This window comes from Billgrantia campisalis (genome assembly GCF_022341425.1).
In the GTDB taxonomy this organism is placed as follows: Bacteria; Pseudomonadota; Gammaproteobacteria; order Pseudomonadales; family Halomonadaceae; genus Halomonas; species Halomonas campisalis.
The window spans coordinates 1-18,980 of sequence record NZ_JABFUC010000006.1 but is presented as its reverse complement, the minus strand read 5'-3'; the positions used below and the strand labels follow the sequence as shown (position 1 = coordinate 18,980).

Genomic DNA, 18,980 nt, shown 5'->3' with positions numbered 1-18,980 from the left:
CTCCACAGTGTTCATTTGGCGGCTTGCGCCTCGGCCTTCTCGCTGGCATCGGCGCGCAGCTTGAAGCGCTGGATCTTGCCGCTGGGTGTCTTGGGCAGTGTCTCGACGAACTCGATCACCCGCGGGAAGGCGTGGGTGGAGAGCCGCTCGCGCACCTGCTGGCGGATCTCGTCGGCGAGCGCGTCGCTGGCCTCGAAGCCCTCGCGCAGCACGACATAGGACTTGATGATCTCGCCGCGAATCTCGTCGGGCTGGCCCACGGCGGCGGACTCGGCCACGGCCGGATGGGTCAGCACGCTGTTCTCCACGTCGGTCGGACCGACACGGTAGCCGGCAGTGGTGATGATATCGTCGTCACGACCGGCGAACTGGAAGGTGCCGTCCTCGTTGCGAATCACCACGTCGCCGGTCAGGTAGTAGCCATTGGCAAAGGGGTGCTTCTCCTGCCAAGTGTAGCCGGCGAAGAAGTGTGCCGGGGAGTTCTCGATGTCCACCGCCAGCACACCGGGCTCGCCCGGGGGCAGCTCATTGTACTCGGCGTCGAGGATCGCCAGCCGATAGCCGGGCATCGGCACGCCCATGGCGCCGACATGCTTGGGATGTTCCAGGGCGTGGTGGTTGCAGCAGGTCATGCCGGTCTCGGTCTGGCCGTAGTGGTCCATCACCGGGCAGCCCAGCGAGCGCTCCACCCAGCCGACCACCTCGGTATTGAGCGGCTCGCCGGCGGAGCTCGCCACCCGCAGCTCGAGGGTCTCGTGGGCGCTGTCGAACAGCCCCGAGGCCTTCATCAACCGGTAGGCAGTGGGAGCGGCCGCGAAGTTGGTGATGCGATGGCGCTTCATGAACGCCATGGCGCCCTCGGCGCTGAAGCCGGCCTCGCAGAAGTGAGTGGTGACACCCAGCAGCAGTGGCCCGGCGATGGCGTAGTAGAGACCATAGGCCCAGCCGGGGTCGGCCATGTTCCAGAAGCGGTCACTCTCGCGCAGGTCGATGGCCAGCTCCATGTAGATGGCGAAGGCCGGCATGCCGGAGAGCGGCACCGCCACGCCCTTGGGCTTACCCACGGTGCCGGAGGTGAACATCTGCAGGAAGGGGGCCTCCGGCGACAGGCGCGGCGGCTTGCCGGTCATCGACGAGTGAGCAAGGGCATCGGCCCAGTCCAGGTCGTCGCCGTGCTCGGCGTCGGGGCCGCCCACCGCCAGCACCGGCGGGCACTGAGTGAGCCCATCGAACTTGAAGCGGTTGGCGTGATCGGTGATAACCAGCTTGGTGTCGGCGCGCCCCAGGCGGTAGTCGACGGCATCCGGCCCGAAGGCGGTGAACAGCGGCTGGTAGACCGCGCCGATGCGCCAGGTGGCCAGCACCGCCACCAGCAGCTGGGGCGAGCGCGGCAGCATGCAGGCGATGCGGTCCCCCACCCCGAGGCCGCGGGACTGGAACCAGCCGGCGAGCCTGGCGCTCTCGGCGTCCAGTTCGGCGTAGGTCAGCGTATTGACGTTGCCCTGAAGATCCTCGTGCACCAACGCCTGGACATCGCCGCGCCCGGCGCGCAGGTGGGTGCCGCAGCAGGACTCGTAGGCATTGAAGCTGCCGTCCTGATGGTCGTCGAGGCGAGCGATCACCTGGTCGACGGAAAAGCCTTCGAGATATGTCGCGTAGTCGGGAAGCGTCGCTTGCGTGCTCATGAACTGCCCTCTCTGCCTGTTTGTGCTTGTTGTGAGTGGTTCGCCGTGGACGGCCGGCGCTGTTCGGAATTCCACGAGGCGCTGCCGCGCCCCTTCTGATTAGTCGCAGTTGACGTAAGCGTCAACCTAACAAGCGCTAGGTACAAGCTAGAAGCAAAGCCGGCCCGGGGCAACCCCCGGACCGGCTTTCGCAGGCTATACCTTGGTAGACAGCGGGGCGTCGGAGCTGGCGGGCGCGATCATGGCGATCAATTCATGGGCCAGGTCCTCGGGCTTGCGCGGGCCCTCCGGGTCGTACCAGCGCACGGTCCAGTTCAAGGCGCCCATCACGAAGCGCGACACCAGGAAGCGGTCGCCGCGGATCAGGCCGGCCTCCAGGGCCTCGTCGATGACTCGCTCCCACAGGGCCTCATAGGCGTCGCGCAGGTGGCTCAGGTGGTCGCGGGCCTCGGCATCCAGGCGCCGCCACTCGTAGAGCGCCACCACGTGGGCGTTGCGGTCGGTGAGCAGGGTCTCCAGGTGCGCCCGAGCCATGGCGTGCAGCCGCGCCTCGGCGGAATCCTCGCAGCCCTCCAGCGCTTGGCGGGCGATGCTCAGGGCATTCTGGGTACCCTCCTCGATTACCGCGGCGAGGATCTCCTGCTTGTCGCGGAAATGGTGGAAGAGGCTGCCGGACTTGATGCCCATCTCCTGGGCGAGCATGCGCACCGTCGTCCGATCGAAGCCCTCCTGCACGAACAACTGGGCGGCCAGGCGGGTCAATTCCTTACGGCGGGGGGACTCGTTAACGACATTCATCGGGTTTACACTAGCGCTTGCTTGGTTGATCTTGAGAGAAACACAGCCCCGTCGACAGGTCAACGCAAGGTGTGCCGAGGCCACCCCGTCCCCTACCGGGACGAAGCCGGCCAGACCGGACCACAATCACAACAGCAGGGCGGCCATGCGCCACCCACTACACGCCATACCGGGAGATCACACAATGAGCAGCCCCAACGATATCGTCTTTCTGTCCGCGACCCGCACCCCCATGGGCGGCATGCTGGGCAGCCTCTCCAGCATGACGGCGCCGGAGCTCGCCGCCGTGGCCATCCGCGCCGCCATCGAGCGCGCCGGCATCGAGGCCGCCAGCATCGATGAAGGCATCATGGGCTGCGTGCTGCCCGGCGGCGTCAAGCAGGGCCCGGCCCGCCAGGCCATGCGCCAGGCCGGTATTCCCGACGGCATCGGCGCCACCACCGTCAACAAGCTGTGCGGCTCGGGCATGAAGGCCACCATGCTGGCCCACGACCTGATTCGCGCCGGCAGCGGCGAGGTGATGCTGGCCGGCGGCATGGAGTCCATGTCCAACGCGCCCCACGTGCTGACCAAGGCGCGCACCGGCTATCGCCTGGGCCACGGCGAGCTCAAGGATCACATGTTCCTGGACGGCCTGGAAGACGCCGAGACCGGCAAGCTGATGGGCGTGTTCGCCCAGGATGTCGCCAGCGCCCGGGACTACAGCCGCGAGCGCCTGGACGACTTCGCCATCGCCTCCCTGGAGCGCGCCATGGCGGCCACCAACGACGGCCATCTGAACGCCGAGATGGCAGCGGTCACCGTGACCAGCCGCAAGGGCGAAACGCTGGTCGAGCATGACGAGCAGCCCTTCCAGGCCAATCTCGACAAGATCCGCTCGCTGCGGCCGGCCTTCGCCAAGGAGGGCACCATCACCGCCGCCAACTCGAGCTCCATCTCCGACGGCGCCTCGGCGCTGATCCTGGCCAGCCAGGCGGCGGCGGACCGCCTGGGGGCCAAGCCGCTGGCGCGCATGCTGGGTCACAGCACCCACTCCCAGCATCCCAGCGAGTTCACCATCGCCCCGGTGGGCGCCATCGACAAGCTGCTGAAGAAACTCGACTGGAGCGTCTCCGACGTCGACCTGTTCGAGATCAACGAAGCCTTCGCGGTAGTCACCCTGCTGGCCATGGACGGGCTCGACATCCCCCACGACAAGGTCAACGTCTACGGCGGCGCCTGCGCCCAGGGCCACCCCATCGGCTCCACCGGCTCGCGGATCATCGCCACCCTGATCCATGCCCTGCGCACCAAGGGCGGCAAGCGCGGCATCGCCAGCCTGTGCATCGGCGGCGGCGAAGCCACCGCAGTGGCGGTCGAGCTGATCGACTGATGGAGGCCTGGCTCCTCGACACCCCGGCGGGCGGCCTCCATGTCGCCCGCTGGCGGCCCTCGCCGGCCCCCGGGGCAGGCAGTCCCATCGTGCTGCTGCACGATTCGCTGGGCTGCGTGGCGCTGTGGCGGGACTTCCCGGCGCAGCTGGCCGAGGCAACCGGGCGTGAGGTGATCGCCTACGACCGCCTCGGCTACGGGCGCTCGGCGCCCTTCCCGGGGCCGCAGCCGACCAGCTTTATTGCCGACGAGGCCGCGGGCGCCTTCGCCGCCGTTCGCGAGCGGCTGGGGCTCGCACGCTTCGTGCTGCTCGGCCATAGCGTGGGCGGCGGCATGGCCGCCTACGCGGCCGGGCACCACGGTGACGGCTGCGAGGCGCTGATCACGGTGGCGGCCCAGGCCTTCACCGAGCCGCGCACCCTGGCCGGCATTCGCGAGGCGGAGCAGGCCCTGGCCGAACCGGGCGGCCTGTCACGCCTGGCCAGGTACCACGGCGACAAGGCCGAGTGGGCGCTGCGCAGCTGGGTCGACAACTGGCACTCCGAGGCCTTCCGCCACTGGCGACTGGACGATGCCCTCGCCCGGGTGCGCTGCCCCACGCTGGCCATTCACGGCGAGCAGGACGAGTACGGCTCGACGGAGCAGGCGGCGCGCATCGCCGCGCTGACGGCCGGCCCCGCCGAGACACGGATATTCAGCGGCTGCGGGCATGTGCCGCACCGCGAATGCCCGGAGCGGCTGATCGCGGCCGTGGCGGCCTTTCTCGAGGCGCTACGCCACCCACGGTAAGGACTGTCAGCCTCAATTTGGCTTGCCCCCTTGTGATACCCCTCATCCCCGGGGCGGCGCCAGCCGGTCCAGACGCAGCCGCTCACGGGAATCGAACAGCCGTCGGCTACCCGCCGCCACCGCCGCCAGGGTGCCGAAGCCGGTGCCCAGGGTGATGGTGAACATGATCAGGATCTGATATTTCACCGCCAGCCCCGGCGCGGTGCCGGCGAGTATCTGGCCGGTCATCATGCCCGGCAGGCTCACCACGCCGGCGGCGGCCATGGCGTTGATCGTCGGCATCAGACCGCTGCGCATCGCCTCGCGGCGGATATCGCCGATCGCCTGCTGCCAGGGCTGACCCAGCATCAGGCGATTTTCGATCACGCCCCGCTGCCGCCAGGCGGTATCGGTGAGACGGTCCATGGCCAGGGCAACCCCGGTCATGGTGTTGCCGAGCATCATGCCGAGCAGCGGTATGGCGTACTGGGGCAGATACCAGGGCTCGGGGCCGATGATCACGGTGAGGGTGAGCACCGCCACCGTGAACGACGACAGAAACATCGACAGGGTGCCGATGCCGAAGGCCCAGCCGCCCAGCAGCCGGCGTTTCTGGCGGGCCATCACCTCGCGCCCGGCGATCAACAGCATCGCCAGCGCCATCAGCGCCACCCACAGCAGCCGTTCGGCGGCGAACAGCGCCTCGAGAACCAGGCCGACCAGCGCCAGCTGGATCACGGTACGCGCCGCGGCAATCAGCAGGCTCTGCGTCATGCCCAGCCGGGCCCAGGCCGTACAGCCGGCCAGCGCCACCACCAGCAGCGCGGCGGCGGCCAGCTGCCACCAGCCGAGTTCGATCACGTCCATGGGGCGCGCTCCTCTGTCAGCCGGCCTTCCACCAAACGGCAGTGCCAGTCCGCCACGCGGCGGATCTGGGCCATGTCGTGGGCGACCCACAGGGTCGGCCAGCCGCGCTGGCGAATCCGCTCCGTGAGCCAGGCCTCGACGCGGCGTGCCGTGGCATCGTCCAGGTTGGCCGTGGGCTCGTCGAGCAGCAGCGCGGAAGGGGCCCGACTGACCGTCCGTAGCAGCGCCAGCCGCTGCTTCTCGCCGGAGGAGAGATGCGCGACCGACCAGTCGAGCACGGCGCGCTCGAACCCCAGCGCCGCGAGATCGGCCGTCTCGGGCTCGAGCAGATGCTCGCCGACCCGCTCGGCCCACCAGTGGCTTTCAGCCGGCACCAGCATCACGGCCCGCCGCCAGACATGGCCGGGGGTGGCCGACTGGGCCTGCTCGCCCAACCAGACCTCGCCCTCGTGGGGCTCCAGGTCGGCAATGGCGCGCAGCAGCCGGCTCTTGCCGGAGCCGCTGGCGCCGGAGAGGCACAGTATCTCACCCGGGGCAACGGTCTGGCGCACCGGCGCCACATCGCCGATGGCCAGGCCCTCGAGTCGCAGGGAATCAGTGCGGATCACGGGGTCTCCTCGTCAAGGGGCAGCATCGCCGGGTACGATAGCGCAGCCGTCATGCCCCGGTCGCCCGACGATACTATCGCCCTGGCATTGATAAGGAGAAACACCATGCCCCGCTTCCTGGTCTTCCTGGGCTCCGCCCGGGACAGCACGCCCCCCTCTCCCGCCCGCCTCGGCCTGCGAGTGGCCCGGGCCTGCACCAGCCTGCTCGAGGCCGACGGCGCCGCGGTGGAGCTGATCGACCCGCTTGAGATCGAACTCGGGTCCGTCTTCAAGCCCCACTTCGCCTACGCCAAGACCCGAGCGCCGGAAGCGCTGGATGCCCTGGCCGCAAAGATCGAGGCCGCCGACGGCTATGTGATGGTCAGCCCCGAGTACAACCACTCCATGAGCCCTGCGCTCGCCCACCTGCTCAACCACTTCGGCAGCTCGCTGTTTGCCTTCAAGCCCAGCGCCATCGTCACCTACTCCGCCGGCCAGTGGGGCGGCGCCCGGGCGGCCGTGGCGATGCGCACCTTCCTTGCGGAACTCGGTTGCCTGCCGGTATCGGCGATGATCCACGTGCCGAAGGCTCAGGAAGCGCTCGACGAGGATGGCCGTTTTTTCGAGGAACCCGACCGCTGGGCCGGCTACTTCGGCCGTACCCTGGCCCAGCTCGCCTGGTGGAGCGAGGCCGCCGCCCGCCAGCGCGATGTGCAGGACCCGAACCGGGTCTCACCGGCATTTCAGCGGGCTCCCTCGCAGCGCAACGCACCGGCTGGCGACTGACGCCCGCGCGGCACAAACCTCGCCCGGGGTCGCGCCCTTTGAGTGCGATGGTAGTCACCCTGCCCCATCCCGCGTATCATATATGCCAATCCATATATAATCGATTTCCCGAATTCAGGAGTCGTGCATGACCGCACACCAGGATACCCAGGCCCCCAGCACCTCCGAAGGAATGGGACTGTTTGAGCGCTTCCTCTCGGTCTGGGTGGCGCTGGCCATCGTCGTCGGGGTGCTGCTCGGTCAGTTCGCCCCGGCGGTGCCCGAAACGCTATCGCGCTTCGAATATGCCCAGGTGTCGATCCCGGTGGCGATCCTGATCTGGGCGATGATCTTTCCCATGATGGCGCAGATCGACTTTACCGCCGTGCTCGGCGTGCGCCGCCAGCCCAAGGGGCTGGTCATTACCACCTCGGTGAACTGGCTGATCAAGCCCTTCACCATGTTCGCCATCGCCTGGTTCTTCCTGATGGTGGTGTTCGCTCCGCTGATTCCCGAGGATCGTGCCAGTGAATACCTGGCCGGGGCCATCCTGCTGGGAGCGGCGCCCTGTACTGCCATGGTCTTCGTCTGGAGCTACCTGACCCGAGGCGACGCCGCCTACACCCTGGTGCAGGTCGCCCTCAATGACCTGATCATGCTGTTCGCCTTCGCGCCCATCGTGGTCTTCCTGCTCGGCGTCTCCAATATCCAGGTCCCCTGGGACACGGTCGCCCTGTCGGTCTTGCTGTATATCGTGATTCCGCTGGCCGCCGGCTACCTGACACGGCGCACCCTGATCGCCCGCCGCGGCATCGAGTGGTACGACAACGTCTTCATGAAACGCCTGGCACCGGTCACCCCGATCGGGCTGATCATCACCCTGGTGCTGCTGTTCGCCTTCCAGGGCGAGGTGATCATCGCCAACCCGCTGCACATCGTGCTGATCGCCATCCCGCTGATCATCCAGACCTTCCTGATCTTCTTTATCGCCTATGGCTGGGCCAAGGCGTGGAAGGTGCCCCACAACGTCGCCGCCCCCGGGGCGATGATCGGCGCCAGCAACTTCTTCGAGCTGGCCGTTGCCGCCGCCATCGCCCTGTTCGGCCTGCAGTCCGGCGCGGCGCTGGCCACGGTGGTGGGGGTGCTGGTAGAGGTGCCGCTGATGCTGGCGCTGGTGCGCATCGCCAACAAGACCCGGCACCACTTCCCCGAGGCCGAGGCCCCGGCGGCCGCCGGGGCAAAAGGCTAAGTCATGGCCAAGGAGTAACACCATGTTCAAGCATATTGTGGTCGCCGTGGACTTCTCGTCCGCCTGGCCGCTGCTGCAGGCCCGGCTGAAGACGCTGACCGCCTGGGGGGCGGAGCGGGTAACGCTGATCCATGTGCTCAGCACGCGCTACCCCGCCACTCCCGAAGAGACCCACCGTCCCCACTATGAGGCCAAGCTGGCCGAACTTGCAGGCGATCTGGCCGCCCCGGGACTGACCATCGACCATGAGGTGCGCAGCGGCGAGCCCGGCGCGGTGCTGACCGAAGCCGCTAGTGAGCTCGACGCCGACCTGCTGCTGATGGGCTGTCGTGGCCACAGCCGCCTGCACGAGTTCTTCCTGGGCAGCACGGCCCTGGATGCCGCCCGCCTGACCCAGCAGCCGCTATGGCTGGAACCGGTGGCCGAGGCGCTGGTCGGCGCCGACTCACGCCTTGTGATGCTGGCCACGGATGGCTCAGAGGCAGTGGCCGGCGCGGAGGCACTGGCGGTGCGGCTCGCCCCGCACTTCCGGCGCCGCCTGGCGCTCACCGTCACCTGCGCCTCCGACGGCTGCGACCGCGAGATCGCCGACGCCCAACACCATCTGGACGCCATCGCCGAGCGCACCGAGGGTCTCGAGACTCGGGTGCTGGATGGCGATCCACGCCATGCCATCGTCGAGGAGGCCAGGGGCGAGCAGGCCGACCTGATCGTGATGGGCAAGCGCGGACGCAACCGCATCCAGGAATTCCTGCTGGGCAGCACTGCCGAGGCCATCGCCCGCGACGCCCACTGCCCCGTGCTGGTGGTGCCCGGCGAAGCTTCCTGACACCGGAGCCCACTGTTTGATATCAAACAGGGCCTGATCGCCAACCACGTGCTATAGATGAGGGGTGCCAATGGGTGGCCATCCCGGTCGCCTGAAAGCCCGACACCCGGAGAATGCCCATGTCATCTCGCGACGTCGTCATCTGCCACCCCGTTCGTACCGCCATCGGCACCTACGGTGGCAGCCTCAAAGACACCCCCGCCACGGATCTGGGCGCGCGAGTCATCCAGGAAACCCTATCTCGATCCGGCCTGGCCGCCGACAAGATACAGTCGCTGATCATGGGCCACGTCATCCAGGCCGGCTGCCGCATGAACTCCGCCCGACAGGCCGGCATCGCCGGCGGGCTGCCGGTGGAAGTACCGGCGCTCACCATCAACCGCGTCTGTGGCTCCGGCGCCCAGGCCGTGGCCAATGCCGCCATGGAGATCTGGAGCGGTATGGCCGACTGCGCCATCGCCGGCGGCATGGAGAACATGGACCGCGCCCCCTATGTGCTGCCCCAGGGCCGCTGGGGAGCCCGCATGGGCGATGTGACCATGCACGACACCATGCTCTTCGACGGCCTCAACGATGCCTTCAGCGGCAAGCACGCCGGCTGGCACACCGAGGATCTGGTCACCCGCTACGGCGTCTCCCGGGATGATCAGGACGCCTGGGCGCTGCGCTCCCAGCTGAACTTCTCCAAGGCCCAGGAGGCCGGCCATTTTGACGCCGAGGTCGCCGGGGTGGAGCTGACCAGTCGCAAGGGCACCACGACCTTCGCCCGCGACGAGCACAACCGCGGCGATACCACCGCCGAGTCCCTGGCCAGGCTCAAGCCCGCCTTCCGCAAGGAGGGCACCATCACGGCGGGTAATGCGCCGGGGCTCAACAGCGGCGCGGCGGCGATGATCGTCGCCGAGCGCGACTGGGCCGACAAGCAGGGCCTCGCCCCCATGGCCCGGCTGGTGGCCTTCGGCGTCGGCGCCGTGGAGCCCGACTACTTCGGCATCGGCCCGGTGCCGGCGGTCAAGCAGGCGCTCGAGCGGGCCGGCTGGTCGGTGGGCGATCTGGACCGGGTCGAGATCAACGAGGCCTTCGCCGCCATCGCCCTGGCCTGCCAGCGCGAGCTGGGCCTGCCGGAAGCGATCGTCAACGTGGAGGGCGGCGCCATCGCCCACGGCCATCCCATCGGTGCCACCGGCGCGGTGCTGACCACCCGCCTGCTGCATGCCATGCAGCGCAACGGTGAGCGTCGCGGCATCGTCACCCTGTGCATCGGCGGCGGCCAAGGCATCGCCCTGGCGCTGGAAATGCTCTAGTCCCACGCTGGCCGCGTCGCCCCTGCCCGACCTCCCTCAGAACGACGCGGCCGGTCCGCTGCCCTCCGCCCCAAAGGCCTCGCTGAGCGAGCCCTGATAGCGCCAGCCTTCTGGCGCGCGCAGCTCATGGGAGTGGCTGCCCGTCCGCCGGCAGATCGCCACGGCCGGCGGTGTGCCGCCGATCCCGATATTGACGGTCTCGAAGCTCACCCAGTCACAGGGAGTGATCAATCCCCGCTTCTGATCGGCAAAGGCGATGTCCTCGAAGGGACCTTCCCAGCGAAAGCGTAGGCCCAGCTCGGCCAGCCGGTTGGCAAAACGGGTGACCGCATCGGGGTCCACCAGACAGACACTGACCAGCTCATCGTCCGAGCAGAAGGACGCCGTGGGCACGCTATCGCGAAACGTGGTCCAGCCCCCCTCAAGGCGCTTTTCGATGGCCTCGGCCTTGATGATCACCGCCGTGGCTTCGACCAGAACCGGCATCCTAACCTCCTGGAAAATTGATCTAGGGCAAATTGCCGCACCCTCGTCGTTGCACTTTCGGCTAGTTCGGCCGGGAGGGCGCTGGCACGCGGCCAGCTTATCTGCAACGCTGCAAAATATACATAGATGCATATATAACTATAAGAACTAAACCTGAGCACCCTTCATGCCAAACCGTGACAGTGCAATGTTGACCCAAGCCACTACCCCGCAGCCGCTGCGTAAATCGCGGCTGGGAATCGGCTGGTTGGCACCGCGCTGCCTCGAAGCCCCGCCCCACCCTCTGGCCTGTACGCACTGCCGCAACGCCTGCCCGGCCGAGGCTCTCGCCTTCCATGAGGACGTCGACGGCGGCTTTTCCCTCCTGGCCAGTGACGCCTGCCACGGTTGCGCACAGTGCGTGGCCGCCTGTCCGACCGAGGCGCTGGTCAGCGCGGAGATTCAGTCGCTGCTCGACGCAGGCCCCGCCGGGGCGCCGCTGCGGCTGGGCTGTCACCGGACGGTGGATGCCCCGGACCAGACACGGCTGCACTGCCTGCGTGCCCTGGGGCCCGACCTGCTCGCCTGGCTTAGCGCCCGGGCAACGCCCGGGGAGCTGGAGCTACGCCTTCCCGATGCCTGCCGGGGCTGCCTGGCGGCGCCGAAGCGAGAGCATGACGCCTGGCTCGAGCAGGCCCGGGCGATCTGCACCCTCCGGGAGAGCGAGGCTAAGCGCGACTATACCGCCGCCGGGGCCGCCGTGAGCCGGCGCGGTTTCCTGCTGGGCCAGGGCAGCCCGCGGCTGGCGACCATCGCCGACGACGACACCGCGCCCCGGGCACGCCGCCTGGCACGCCAGGCGGCCGCCGCCGAGGCGCTCGACGGGCGCTTCGCCCCTCCTCTGCCCGGCCTCTCGCTACAAACCGATGCCTGCCGCGCCCACGGCGTCTGTGCCCGGGTCTGCCCTACCGAGGCCCTGCAGGAGACACCCGAGGGCGAACTGCGCTTCGACCCGCTGGCCTGCCTCGACTGCGGCCACTGCCTGACCGCCTGTCCCGAACAGGCGTTGAGCATGACCGGCAACACCTCCGGCGACACCCGAACGCTGCGCCATGACGAGACGGCCCGGTGCTTCCGCTGCCGCCGCCCCTTCACGCGCCGCAGCGCCGACCAAAGCAGCGAGTGCCCCGCTTGCCGGCGCGAGAACGCCCTGATGAAGGAGAGTTTTCACGACCTGTTCGAATAACCCAGCAACGCCATGACAGCGAGAAAAGCCAACAACAACGGATCGAACCGATCCACGACCGACGCGATGTGCATCCCGAGGGAGACTCCATGAAACTGTTCCAGTCATTGATCAATCGGCGCCGATTTTTGCAATCGACCGCTGCGGTGGGCGCTTCGGCCGGCGCCGTGACGGCGGGCATCACCGGGCTGACCGGGCTCACCCCCGTCAAGGAGGCCCGCGCCCAGACGGTGCGGGGCGACACCGTAGTGACCAAGAACATCTGCGCCCAGTGCCCGGCGCGCTGCGGCATCGACGTCTACACCACCGACGGGCGCGTACACGCCATCTACGGCGACAGCGGCAACCCCATCGCCAACGGCAAGCTCTGCCCCAAGGGGCACCTGGGCAGCTACTTCCTCTACGACCCGGACCGCTTCAAGGGGCCCATGAAGCGCACCAACCCCAACAAGGGGCGCGACGAGGACCCCGGCTTCGTGCCGATCTCCTGGGACGAGGCGCTGGACATGGTCGCCGAGCGACTCAACGGGCTGCGCGACCGGGGGGAATCCCATCGCTTCGCGCATTTCTACGGGCGCGGCTGGGGGGCGTCCGATGCGGGCCTCTACGGCGACTTCGGCAAACTCTACGGCACGCCCAACTCCGCCATCGGCCACGCCTCCATGTGTGCCGAGGGCTCCAAGCGGGCCAAGCGCGCCACCGACGGCAACGACTCCTACAACTCCTACGATTACCGCAACACCAACTACCTGTTGATCATGGGGGCAAGCTTCCTCGAGGCCTTCCGTCCCTATAACAACGTGATGCAGATGTGGGGCCATATGCGCAGCAAGAGCCCCAAGACCCGGGTCACCTGTGTCGACGTGCGCATGAACCCCACCATGGCGGCCGCCGACCGGGCGCTCTATATCAAGCCCGGCACCGACGGCGCCTTCGCCCTGGCGGTGGCCCATGTGATCCTCACCGAGGGGCTGTGGGACAAGGAGTTCGTCGGCGATTTTTACCAGGCCTCGCGCCGCTTCGTCAGCGGCGAGGACATTCCCGAGGATTCCTTCGAGGAGAACTGGGTCCACGGCCTGACCGAGTGGTGGAACCAGGAGCTCAAAGATCGCACGCCGGAATGGGCCGAGACGATTACCACCATTCCCGCCCGCCACATTCGCCAAACCGCCATCGAGTTCGGTTCGACCCGCCCCGCCGTGGCGCTGTTCGAGCGCGGTCCCACCGGCCACACCAACGGCACCTACAACGGCATGGCCATTCACGCCCTCAATGCCCTGGTGGGCTCACTGTTCGCCAAGGGCGGGCTCGGCTACCAGATGGGCGTGCCCTACGGCGACCTGCCGGTGAGCGCCGACGACTATCTGGACGACTATGCCCGCAACGGCGCCTGGAAGGAGCAGCCGCGCATCGACATGGCGCGCACCGAACGCTGGCCCATGACCAGCCACATGATGCAGGAGACGGGCCCCAACCACCTGGCGGGCGACCCCTACAAGCTCGACACCGCCATGTTCTTCTACACCAACCCGATCTGGACCGCACCGGATCCCAAGGTGTGGGAAGAGGCCTTCAAGGATGTCTTCATCATCGACACCTCGCCGTTCCCCGGCGAGACCGCCATGTATGCCGACCTGATCCTGCCGGATTCGACCTACCTGGAGCGGCTGCAGGACTCCCCCACCTACCCCTTCGAGGGCTGGCCGATGACCGCCCTGCGCGTGCCGGCGGTGGAACCGATCTACGACACCCGCCACTTCGGCGACATCCTGATCGGTATCGGCAAGCGGCTGAACGGCCCGGCGGGCGAATACTACCGGGAGCTCGACAGCGTCGAGAACGTGCTGCGCCACCGGGCCGCCGGCTTCGCCGATAATCCCGGTGACAACGGCGTGAACGACTTCGAGAGCTGGAAGGAGAAAGGCGTCTGGTACAAGAAACCCTACCACTGGCGCTTGGAGCGCGGGCGCTTCTATGAGTGGGACGGCCTCGACTACAACCTTCAGATGCCCCCCGAGGAGGTAAAGGCCAAGCTGCTCAGGACCCCCTCTGGCAAGTTCGAGTTCAAGTCCGGCTTCCTGGAGGCCCATGCCGACTATATCGAGACGGAGATGGGCATTCCCCGCGAACGCGTGGGGCTGATCCAGTGGGTCGAGCCGGTGCACAGCGGCGGCGACGGCGATCTCTATTTCGTGACTCCCAAGACCCCGCTGCACGCCGAAGGGCGCGGCGCCAACATTCCCCACAACATCGCCATCCACCAGCCCATCGTCGGCGGCCGCGACACCGTCTACCTGGAGGTGCATCCGCGCACGGCCCGGGAGCGCGGCATCCGCAACGGCGACCGGGTCAGGATCACCTCGGACCTGGGCAGCATCGAGGCCGAATGCCGTTTCGTGGCCGCCCACCGCCCGGACACTTTGGTCCTGCCCTTCGAGTTCGGCCATTGGGCCCAGGGGCGCTGGGCCGCCGGCCGCGGCCCGGGCCACTCCGGCGAGGTGACGGCCAATGTGTCCGACCCGATCTCGGGACTCGCCAGCTACTACACCGGCAAGGTCAGGCTCGAGCGCGCCTGATCCACGGACACAGAATTCTTGAGGAGTCATCACCATGGCAAAATGGGGAATGGTCATCGACCTGGACAAGTGCACGGGCTGCCAGGCCTGTACCACGGCTTGCTCCATGGAAAACAACACCCTGCCGGGCGAGAGCTGGCAGGACGTGCTCTTCTACCACGAGGGCGAATATCCCAGCGCCCAGATGAAGTGGCTGCCGCGGCCCTGCATGCAGTGCGAGAACCCCTCCTGCGTGCATGTCTGCCCGACCCGGGCCACCTACAAGGACCCGGATGCCGGCGGCATCGTCTTCGTCGACTGGAACAAGTGCATCGGCTGCAAGTACTGCATGATCGCCTGTCCCTACGGCGTGCGCTTCTATGCCGACGAGAAACCGCTGATCGAGCCGGACGTCCGCGAGGCCTTCCCGGGCGAGAATGGCCAGCTGTGGAGCCCGCCCTACCAGAACCCCGAGGAGGACTGGCGACGCGGCATCGGCATCCAGCCGCCGGGCGTGGTCTCCAAGTGCACCTTCTGTTACCACAAGGTCAAGCACGCCCCTGAGGGAGTGGCCGACCTCGACGAGGACAACCCCGCGGTCAAGGAGTATGTGCCGGCCTGCGTGCGTACCTGCGCCCCCAAGGCGCGCTACTTCGGCGACCTGGACAACCCCGAGAGCCAGGTCAACCAGCTGATCGGCGACAAGCACGGGGTACGTCTCAAGGACCATACCGGCAACCGCCCCCAGGTCTACTATCTTGGCGCCGGCGCCGCGGTACCGGCCTTCACCCCCGCTGACAGGGAGAATGACGCATGAGTGCCAACACCCAACCCAATGCGCTGCAGGGCAAGCTGGGCTCGCTGCTGCTGCTGGTCGCCTCGCTGGTGTTCCTGGCAAGCCTCGGCTATGGCGTGGTGCAACTGGCGACCCAGGGCCACACCTCCTTCAATACCAGCTCCACCCTGCCCTGGGGCCAGCCCATCGCTACCTATCTCTACTTCGCCCTGGCCTCCTCGGGGCTCGGCCTGATCGCCTCGCTGCCGCTGGTGTTCGGCTTCAAGCAGTACTACCCCATCGCCAAGCGCTGCATCTTCCTGGCCTTCATCGTGCTGATCTCGGGGATGGCGGTCCTCGCGCTGGAACTCGGCAATGTCTTCCGCATGCTGTGGGCCATCCCGCTGAACCTGCAGATACAGTCGGCGATGTTCTGGATGGGGGTCTTCTATGCCCTCGACCTGCTGTTCCTGCTGTGGAAATTCAGTAAGCTGCAGAACGGCGAGTGGGACAGCAAGACCAGCAAGCAGGTGGGCATCGCCTCGTTCATCGGTGTGCTGCTGGCCAGCGGCAACCTGGCGCTGATCTTCGGCATGATGAGCATGCGTCCCTTCTGGTTCGATGCCCTGCTGCCAATCTACTTCTACTTCACCGGCGTCACCAGCGGCGTGGCCGCCCTGGTGTTCTTCGTCTACCTGGCCTACGGCTTCCAGCGCGAGCGGATGCCCCGAGCGCTGCAGTCGCTGCTCACCGGGGCGCTGCCCAAGCTGTTCGCCGCGCTGATCGGCGGCACCCTGCTGTTCATCGCCGCCCGCGCCATCACCGGGCTGTACAGCAACAATCCGGAAATCAGCCTGGTGTGGACCGACTACCTGTTCGCCTCGCCGCTCTATAACCTCTCGCTGATCGTCGGCCTGCTGGTGCCCTTCGCGCTGATGCTGGGCGCGCAATGGCGCAGCCGCATGGATATCCAGGTGCTGGTCGCCTGCCTGGTGTTCCTGGGGCTGTTTGCCGAGCGCTTCTACTTCGTGGTGGGCGGCCAGGTGGTGCCGCTGTTCCAGGGCACCTGGGTCCCCAACCTGATCAGCTATACGCCCTCCGCCACCGAGTGGGCACTGACCATCGCCGGCTGGTCGCTGTTCTTCGTGCTCTATCTGCTTGGCGAGAAGTTCCTCGACCTGGGCGACATGCCCAAGCAGCTGGCCGATTCGCCACAGGCCGCAGCGCAGCCGGCCGGGACCTGATGCCATCGGCACCTCCCGACGCCTCACCGGCCCGCCCCCAGGGGCGGGCCACCGCCTTGGAGTGACCATGAACCGAGACATCGACCCATTGGCCTCGGCCGAGCTCTATCTCTGCCTGTCGCGGGCCTTCTTGACCCCGCTCAGCCGGGTCACCCTGCCGTCGCTTCGCGAGGGCCTGCTGCCCGACCTCCAGGAACTCGCCGAGGGGCTGCCGGCGATCGACGCCGAGTGGCTGGCCACGTTCCGCGAAACGCTCGAGGCCATTCCCACTTCCGAGCGGCTGCTGGTTGGCTACAGCCGGCTGTTTCTGACCCCGCCGGCGCCGGCACCGCTGAACCTCGGCGGCTACCTGGACGGCGGACTCATGGGCCAGAGCAGCCGGCTGATCGAGGCCCTCTATCATCGCCATCGACTGGACCGGGACGCCGGCTTCCACGACCTGCCCGACCACCTGGCCTTGAACCTGGAGTGGTTCGCCTGGGTGCTGAGCCGCTTGGAGCAGGAGCGCACGGCGCCTTCCGGCGATGATGCGACAGCAGCCACCTGCCTGGCCGACCTGCGGCACATGGCCGGCGAGATCACCCTGCCCGCCGTCACCCGGATGCAGCAGAAGCTCGCCGCCATGGCCGATGACGCCCCGCCCGAACAGCGGCTCTGGCACCTGCTGGTGGGGCTGACCCGCCGACAGCTGCAGCGCGATCTCGCCGACTGGGCGCCGCTGGTCCGGCAGCTGGGCACCCCGTCGGAGCAGCCGTTTCACGAGGTATCCAGCGAACAAGCCCCAGAGCAGGCGGCGAGCGTCTCAGCGGACGACGGCGCCTACGGCAGGCAAAGCATCGCGGCTTCGCCGCTGGCCTGCCGGGTCTGCGGGGGCCACTTCACGCCGGATGCCACCCTGGCCGAAATGCACCAACGCCTGAAGGCCGCCGGGCTGAGCGCCGCCCATTTGGCGGTCTGCCCGCGATGCAGCGAGGTGGATACCTCGCGCCCCGCCATGCCGGGTGCGACGCACGCACCACCGGCGACAGCGCAGCCGGCACGGAGGAATGAGGGATGAAGATTCACGATCTGTGCGAGGTCAGCGCCGACTACCGCCTGACCGACGAGGCGGGTGGGCTGATCGCCGCATCGACGCCGGAGACGCCGCTGCGCTACGTGCACGGTACCGGCCAGATGCTCCCGACGCTGGAGACACAGCTGCTGGGTCGACAGGCCGGCGATACGCTGTCAGTGACCCTGACCCCGGAGCAGGCCTACGGGCCCCACCGGCCGGAGCTGGTCTTCGAGGCGGTACGGGACAACCTGCCGACGGATCGGGAGATCGAGGTGGGCATGACGCTGACGCCGGGCGGCCAGCGGGGAAAGTTCTCGCTCAAGGTGGTGGCCCTGACCGACAGAGGCGCCATGCTGGACGGCAATCACCCGCTGGCCGGCAAGACGGTGACCTGGCAGCTGCAGATCCTCAGCGTTCGACCGGCCCCCTCAATGCCACAGAGCGATTTCGACTACCAGCCGATCCGCTGGGTGGAAGTGGAATAGCGCCGAAGCGCCCGTCGGATTCGCCCGACCGGATCCCGCAGTGGATCAGCACATGGCCAGGCGCCGCTCGGGGCGATTGCCCATGCACGACAGCCGCTGCTGCAGCTCGCTCAGCCGCTCGTCCTGCCCCTTGTCGGCTGCCACGAGCACTTCCAGCACCCACTCCGGCAGCTCGTCGGACAAGCGGTAGTAGACCCACTGGCCGTCGCGGCGGTCGCTGAGCAGCCCGCAGGTGCGCAGCTGGGCCAGATGGCGCGACACCTTGGGCTGGGACTCCTCCAGGGTGTGGGTCATTTCACAGACGCACAGCTCCTCCTCACGCTGAATCAGCAGGATCAGCGTCAGGCGGGTCTCATCGCCCAGACACTTGAAGAAACGAGCGGGTTCCAACCTCAAGCGAGCCCCCAAAACAAGCAGTGGAAAGTCATCATTCTACGCCAATCGGGGACAGGCGCACAGTTGGCGGCCGTATCGGCTCGTCTCGCGTCGACGCGGCTCAACCATAGCGCCCGGTGATATAGTCCTCGGTCTGTTTCTTGTCGGGCTCGGTGAAGATCTTGGTGGTGTCGTCGAACTCCACCAAATCGCCCAGGTACATGAAGGCGGTGTAGTCGGACACCCGCGCCGCCTGCTGCATGTTGTGGGTAACGATCAGGATGGTGTACTGCTTCTTGAGCTCATGGATCAGCTCCTCGATCTTGAGCGTCGAGATGGGGTCCAGCGCCGAGGCCGGCTCATCGAGCAGGATCACCTCGGGCTCGATGGCAATGGCCCGGGCGATCACCAGGCGCTGCTGCTGGCCGCCGGACATGGTCGGGTAGACCGGGCGATTGCTCGACCCGGCCCCCCACAGATCCGAGCGTGCGCGATTGACGCACTCGGCTCCTCAATCATCAGTTTCGCTGTCAGGTGAACCGGTGAACAATCCTGGCA

At 67.6% G+C, this 18,980-nt stretch carries 18 protein-coding genes and 1 pseudogene; 12 read left to right on the top strand and 7 right to left on the bottom strand.

Translation table 11 applies throughout. The features are described 5' to 3' along the window. Window positions 1-11: 11 nt before the first annotated feature. Window positions 12-1,685 carry an AMP-binding protein gene (locus HOP52_RS08570; RefSeq protein WP_238976961.1) on the bottom strand — a complete coding sequence of 558 codons (1,674 nt, stop codon included), beginning with the start codon at window positions 1,683-1,685 and terminating at the stop codon, window positions 12-14. Window positions 1,686-1,880: 195 nt separating this feature from the next. Then, a complete protein-coding gene (locus tag HOP52_RS08565; protein WP_238976960.1) occupies window positions 1,881-2,483 on the bottom strand; it encodes a TetR/AcrR family transcriptional regulator in 603 nt (200 codons plus the stop codon). A 184-nt stretch (window positions 2,484-2,667) separates the two neighbouring features. Here HOP52_RS08565 and HOP52_RS08560 point away from each other — a divergent pair, with 184 nt between their 5' ends. Both HOP52_RS08560 and HOP52_RS08555 read left to right on the top strand, forming a co-directional pair. Beyond that, on the top strand, window positions 2,668-3,855 hold the full coding sequence (locus HOP52_RS08560; protein ID WP_238976959.1) for an acetyl-CoA C-acyltransferase: 1,188 nt from the start codon (window positions 2,668-2,670) through the stop codon (window positions 3,853-3,855). After that, window positions 3,855-4,643: an alpha/beta fold hydrolase gene (locus tag HOP52_RS08555; RefSeq protein WP_238976958.1), complete on the top strand. Its 789-nt coding sequence runs from the start codon at window positions 3,855-3,857 to the stop codon at window positions 4,641-4,643. The genes HOP52_RS08560 and HOP52_RS08555 overlap by 1 nt, the downstream gene beginning before the upstream one ends. Before the next feature lie 42 nt (window positions 4,644-4,685). Here the strand turns inward: HOP52_RS08555 and HOP52_RS08550 are convergent, their stop codons facing one another. Further along, window positions 4,686-5,489 (bottom strand): ABC transporter permease, encoded by an 804-nt coding sequence (locus tag HOP52_RS08550; RefSeq protein ID WP_238976957.1) that lies wholly within the window; start codon window positions 5,487-5,489, stop codon window positions 4,686-4,688. Next, window positions 5,480-6,097 carry an ABC transporter ATP-binding protein gene (locus HOP52_RS08545; RefSeq protein WP_238976956.1) on the bottom strand — a complete coding sequence of 206 codons (618 nt, stop codon included), beginning with the start codon at window positions 6,095-6,097 and terminating at the stop codon, window positions 5,480-5,482. The genes HOP52_RS08550 and HOP52_RS08545 overlap by 10 nt, the downstream gene beginning before the upstream one ends. Before the next feature lie 105 nt (window positions 6,098-6,202). Here HOP52_RS08545 and HOP52_RS08540 point away from each other — a divergent pair, with 105 nt between their 5' ends. The 4 genes from HOP52_RS08540 (at window position 6,203) to HOP52_RS08525 (ending at window position 10,223) form a co-directional block, all read left to right on the top strand. Beyond that, on the top strand, window positions 6,203-6,862 hold the full coding sequence (locus tag HOP52_RS08540) for an NADPH-dependent FMN reductase (protein WP_238976955.1): 660 nt from the start codon (window positions 6,203-6,205) through the stop codon (window positions 6,860-6,862). A 127-nt stretch (window positions 6,863-6,989) separates the two neighbouring features. Beyond that, window positions 6,990-8,090 carry an ACR3 family arsenite efflux transporter gene (gene arsB, locus HOP52_RS08535; protein ID WP_238976954.1) on the top strand — a complete coding sequence of 367 codons (1,101 nt, stop codon included), beginning with the start codon at window positions 6,990-6,992 and terminating at the stop codon, window positions 8,088-8,090. Between the two features lie 22 nt (window positions 8,091-8,112). Then, on the top strand, window positions 8,113-8,919 hold the full coding sequence (locus tag HOP52_RS08530; protein ID WP_238976953.1) for a universal stress protein: 807 nt from the start codon (window positions 8,113-8,115) through the stop codon (window positions 8,917-8,919). 119 nt (window positions 8,920-9,038) lie between these two features. After that, a complete protein-coding gene (locus tag HOP52_RS08525) occupies window positions 9,039-10,223 on the top strand; it encodes a thiolase family protein (RefSeq protein ID WP_238976952.1) in 1,185 nt (394 codons plus the stop codon). 36 nt (window positions 10,224-10,259) lie between these two features. Here HOP52_RS08525 and HOP52_RS08520 read toward each other — a convergent pair whose 3' ends face one another. Continuing rightward, the gene (locus HOP52_RS08520; protein ID WP_238976951.1) at window positions 10,260-10,709 is read right to left on the bottom strand and encodes a hypothetical protein; all 450 of its coding nucleotides are present in this window, start codon (window positions 10,707-10,709) and stop codon (window positions 10,260-10,262) included. 187 nt (window positions 10,710-10,896) lie between these two features. On the opposite strand from HOP52_RS08520, the gene HOP52_RS08515 reads away from it, so the two are divergent. The 6 genes from HOP52_RS08515 to HOP52_RS08490 all read left to right on the top strand — a co-directional run bounded on the left by HOP52_RS08515 (window position 10,897) and on the right by HOP52_RS08490 (window position 18,047). Then, the gene (locus HOP52_RS08515; protein ID WP_238976950.1) at window positions 10,897-11,934 is read left to right on the top strand and encodes a 4Fe-4S dicluster domain-containing protein; all 1,038 of its coding nucleotides are present in this window, start codon (window positions 10,897-10,899) and stop codon (window positions 11,932-11,934) included. A gap of 89 nt (window positions 11,935-12,023) precedes the next feature. Continuing rightward, complete coding sequence (locus tag HOP52_RS08510) at window positions 12,024-14,510, top strand: molybdopterin-dependent oxidoreductase (RefSeq protein WP_238976949.1); 2,487 nt, start codon at window positions 12,024-12,026, stop codon at window positions 14,508-14,510. 34 nt (window positions 14,511-14,544) lie between these two features. Beyond that, window positions 14,545-15,306 carry a 4Fe-4S dicluster domain-containing protein gene (locus HOP52_RS08505; protein WP_238976948.1) on the top strand — a complete coding sequence of 254 codons (762 nt, stop codon included), beginning with the start codon at window positions 14,545-14,547 and terminating at the stop codon, window positions 15,304-15,306. Beyond that, window positions 15,303-16,508: an NrfD/PsrC family molybdoenzyme membrane anchor subunit gene (gene nrfD, locus HOP52_RS08500; RefSeq protein WP_238976947.1), complete on the top strand. Its 1,206-nt coding sequence runs from the start codon at window positions 15,303-15,305 to the stop codon at window positions 16,506-16,508. Before HOP52_RS08505 ends, nrfD begins: the two co-directional genes overlap by 4 nt. A gap of 67 nt (window positions 16,509-16,575) precedes the next feature. Then, window positions 16,576-17,565: a TorD/DmsD family molecular chaperone gene (locus HOP52_RS08495; RefSeq protein ID WP_238976946.1), complete on the top strand. Its 990-nt coding sequence runs from the start codon at window positions 16,576-16,578 to the stop codon at window positions 17,563-17,565. Continuing rightward, the gene (locus tag HOP52_RS08490; protein WP_238976945.1) at window positions 17,562-18,047 is read left to right on the top strand and encodes an FKBP-type peptidyl-prolyl cis-trans isomerase; all 486 of its coding nucleotides are present in this window, start codon (window positions 17,562-17,564) and stop codon (window positions 18,045-18,047) included. The genes HOP52_RS08495 and HOP52_RS08490 overlap by 4 nt, the downstream gene beginning before the upstream one ends. A 45-nt stretch (window positions 18,048-18,092) precedes the next feature. On the opposite strand, the gene HOP52_RS08485 is transcribed toward HOP52_RS08490, so the two are convergent. Together HOP52_RS08485 and HOP52_RS08480 are read right to left on the bottom strand one after the other, a co-directional pair. Further along, window positions 18,093-18,437 carry a metalloregulator ArsR/SmtB family transcription factor gene (locus tag HOP52_RS08485; RefSeq protein ID WP_238977167.1) on the bottom strand — a complete coding sequence of 115 codons (345 nt, stop codon included), beginning with the start codon at window positions 18,435-18,437 and terminating at the stop codon, window positions 18,093-18,095. 106 nt (window positions 18,438-18,543) lie between these two features. Continuing rightward, window positions 18,544-18,927: pseudogene (locus HOP52_RS08480) on the bottom strand (phosphate ABC transporter ATP-binding protein); the annotation flags it as partial. Between the last annotated feature and the right edge of the window lie 53 nt (window positions 18,928-18,980).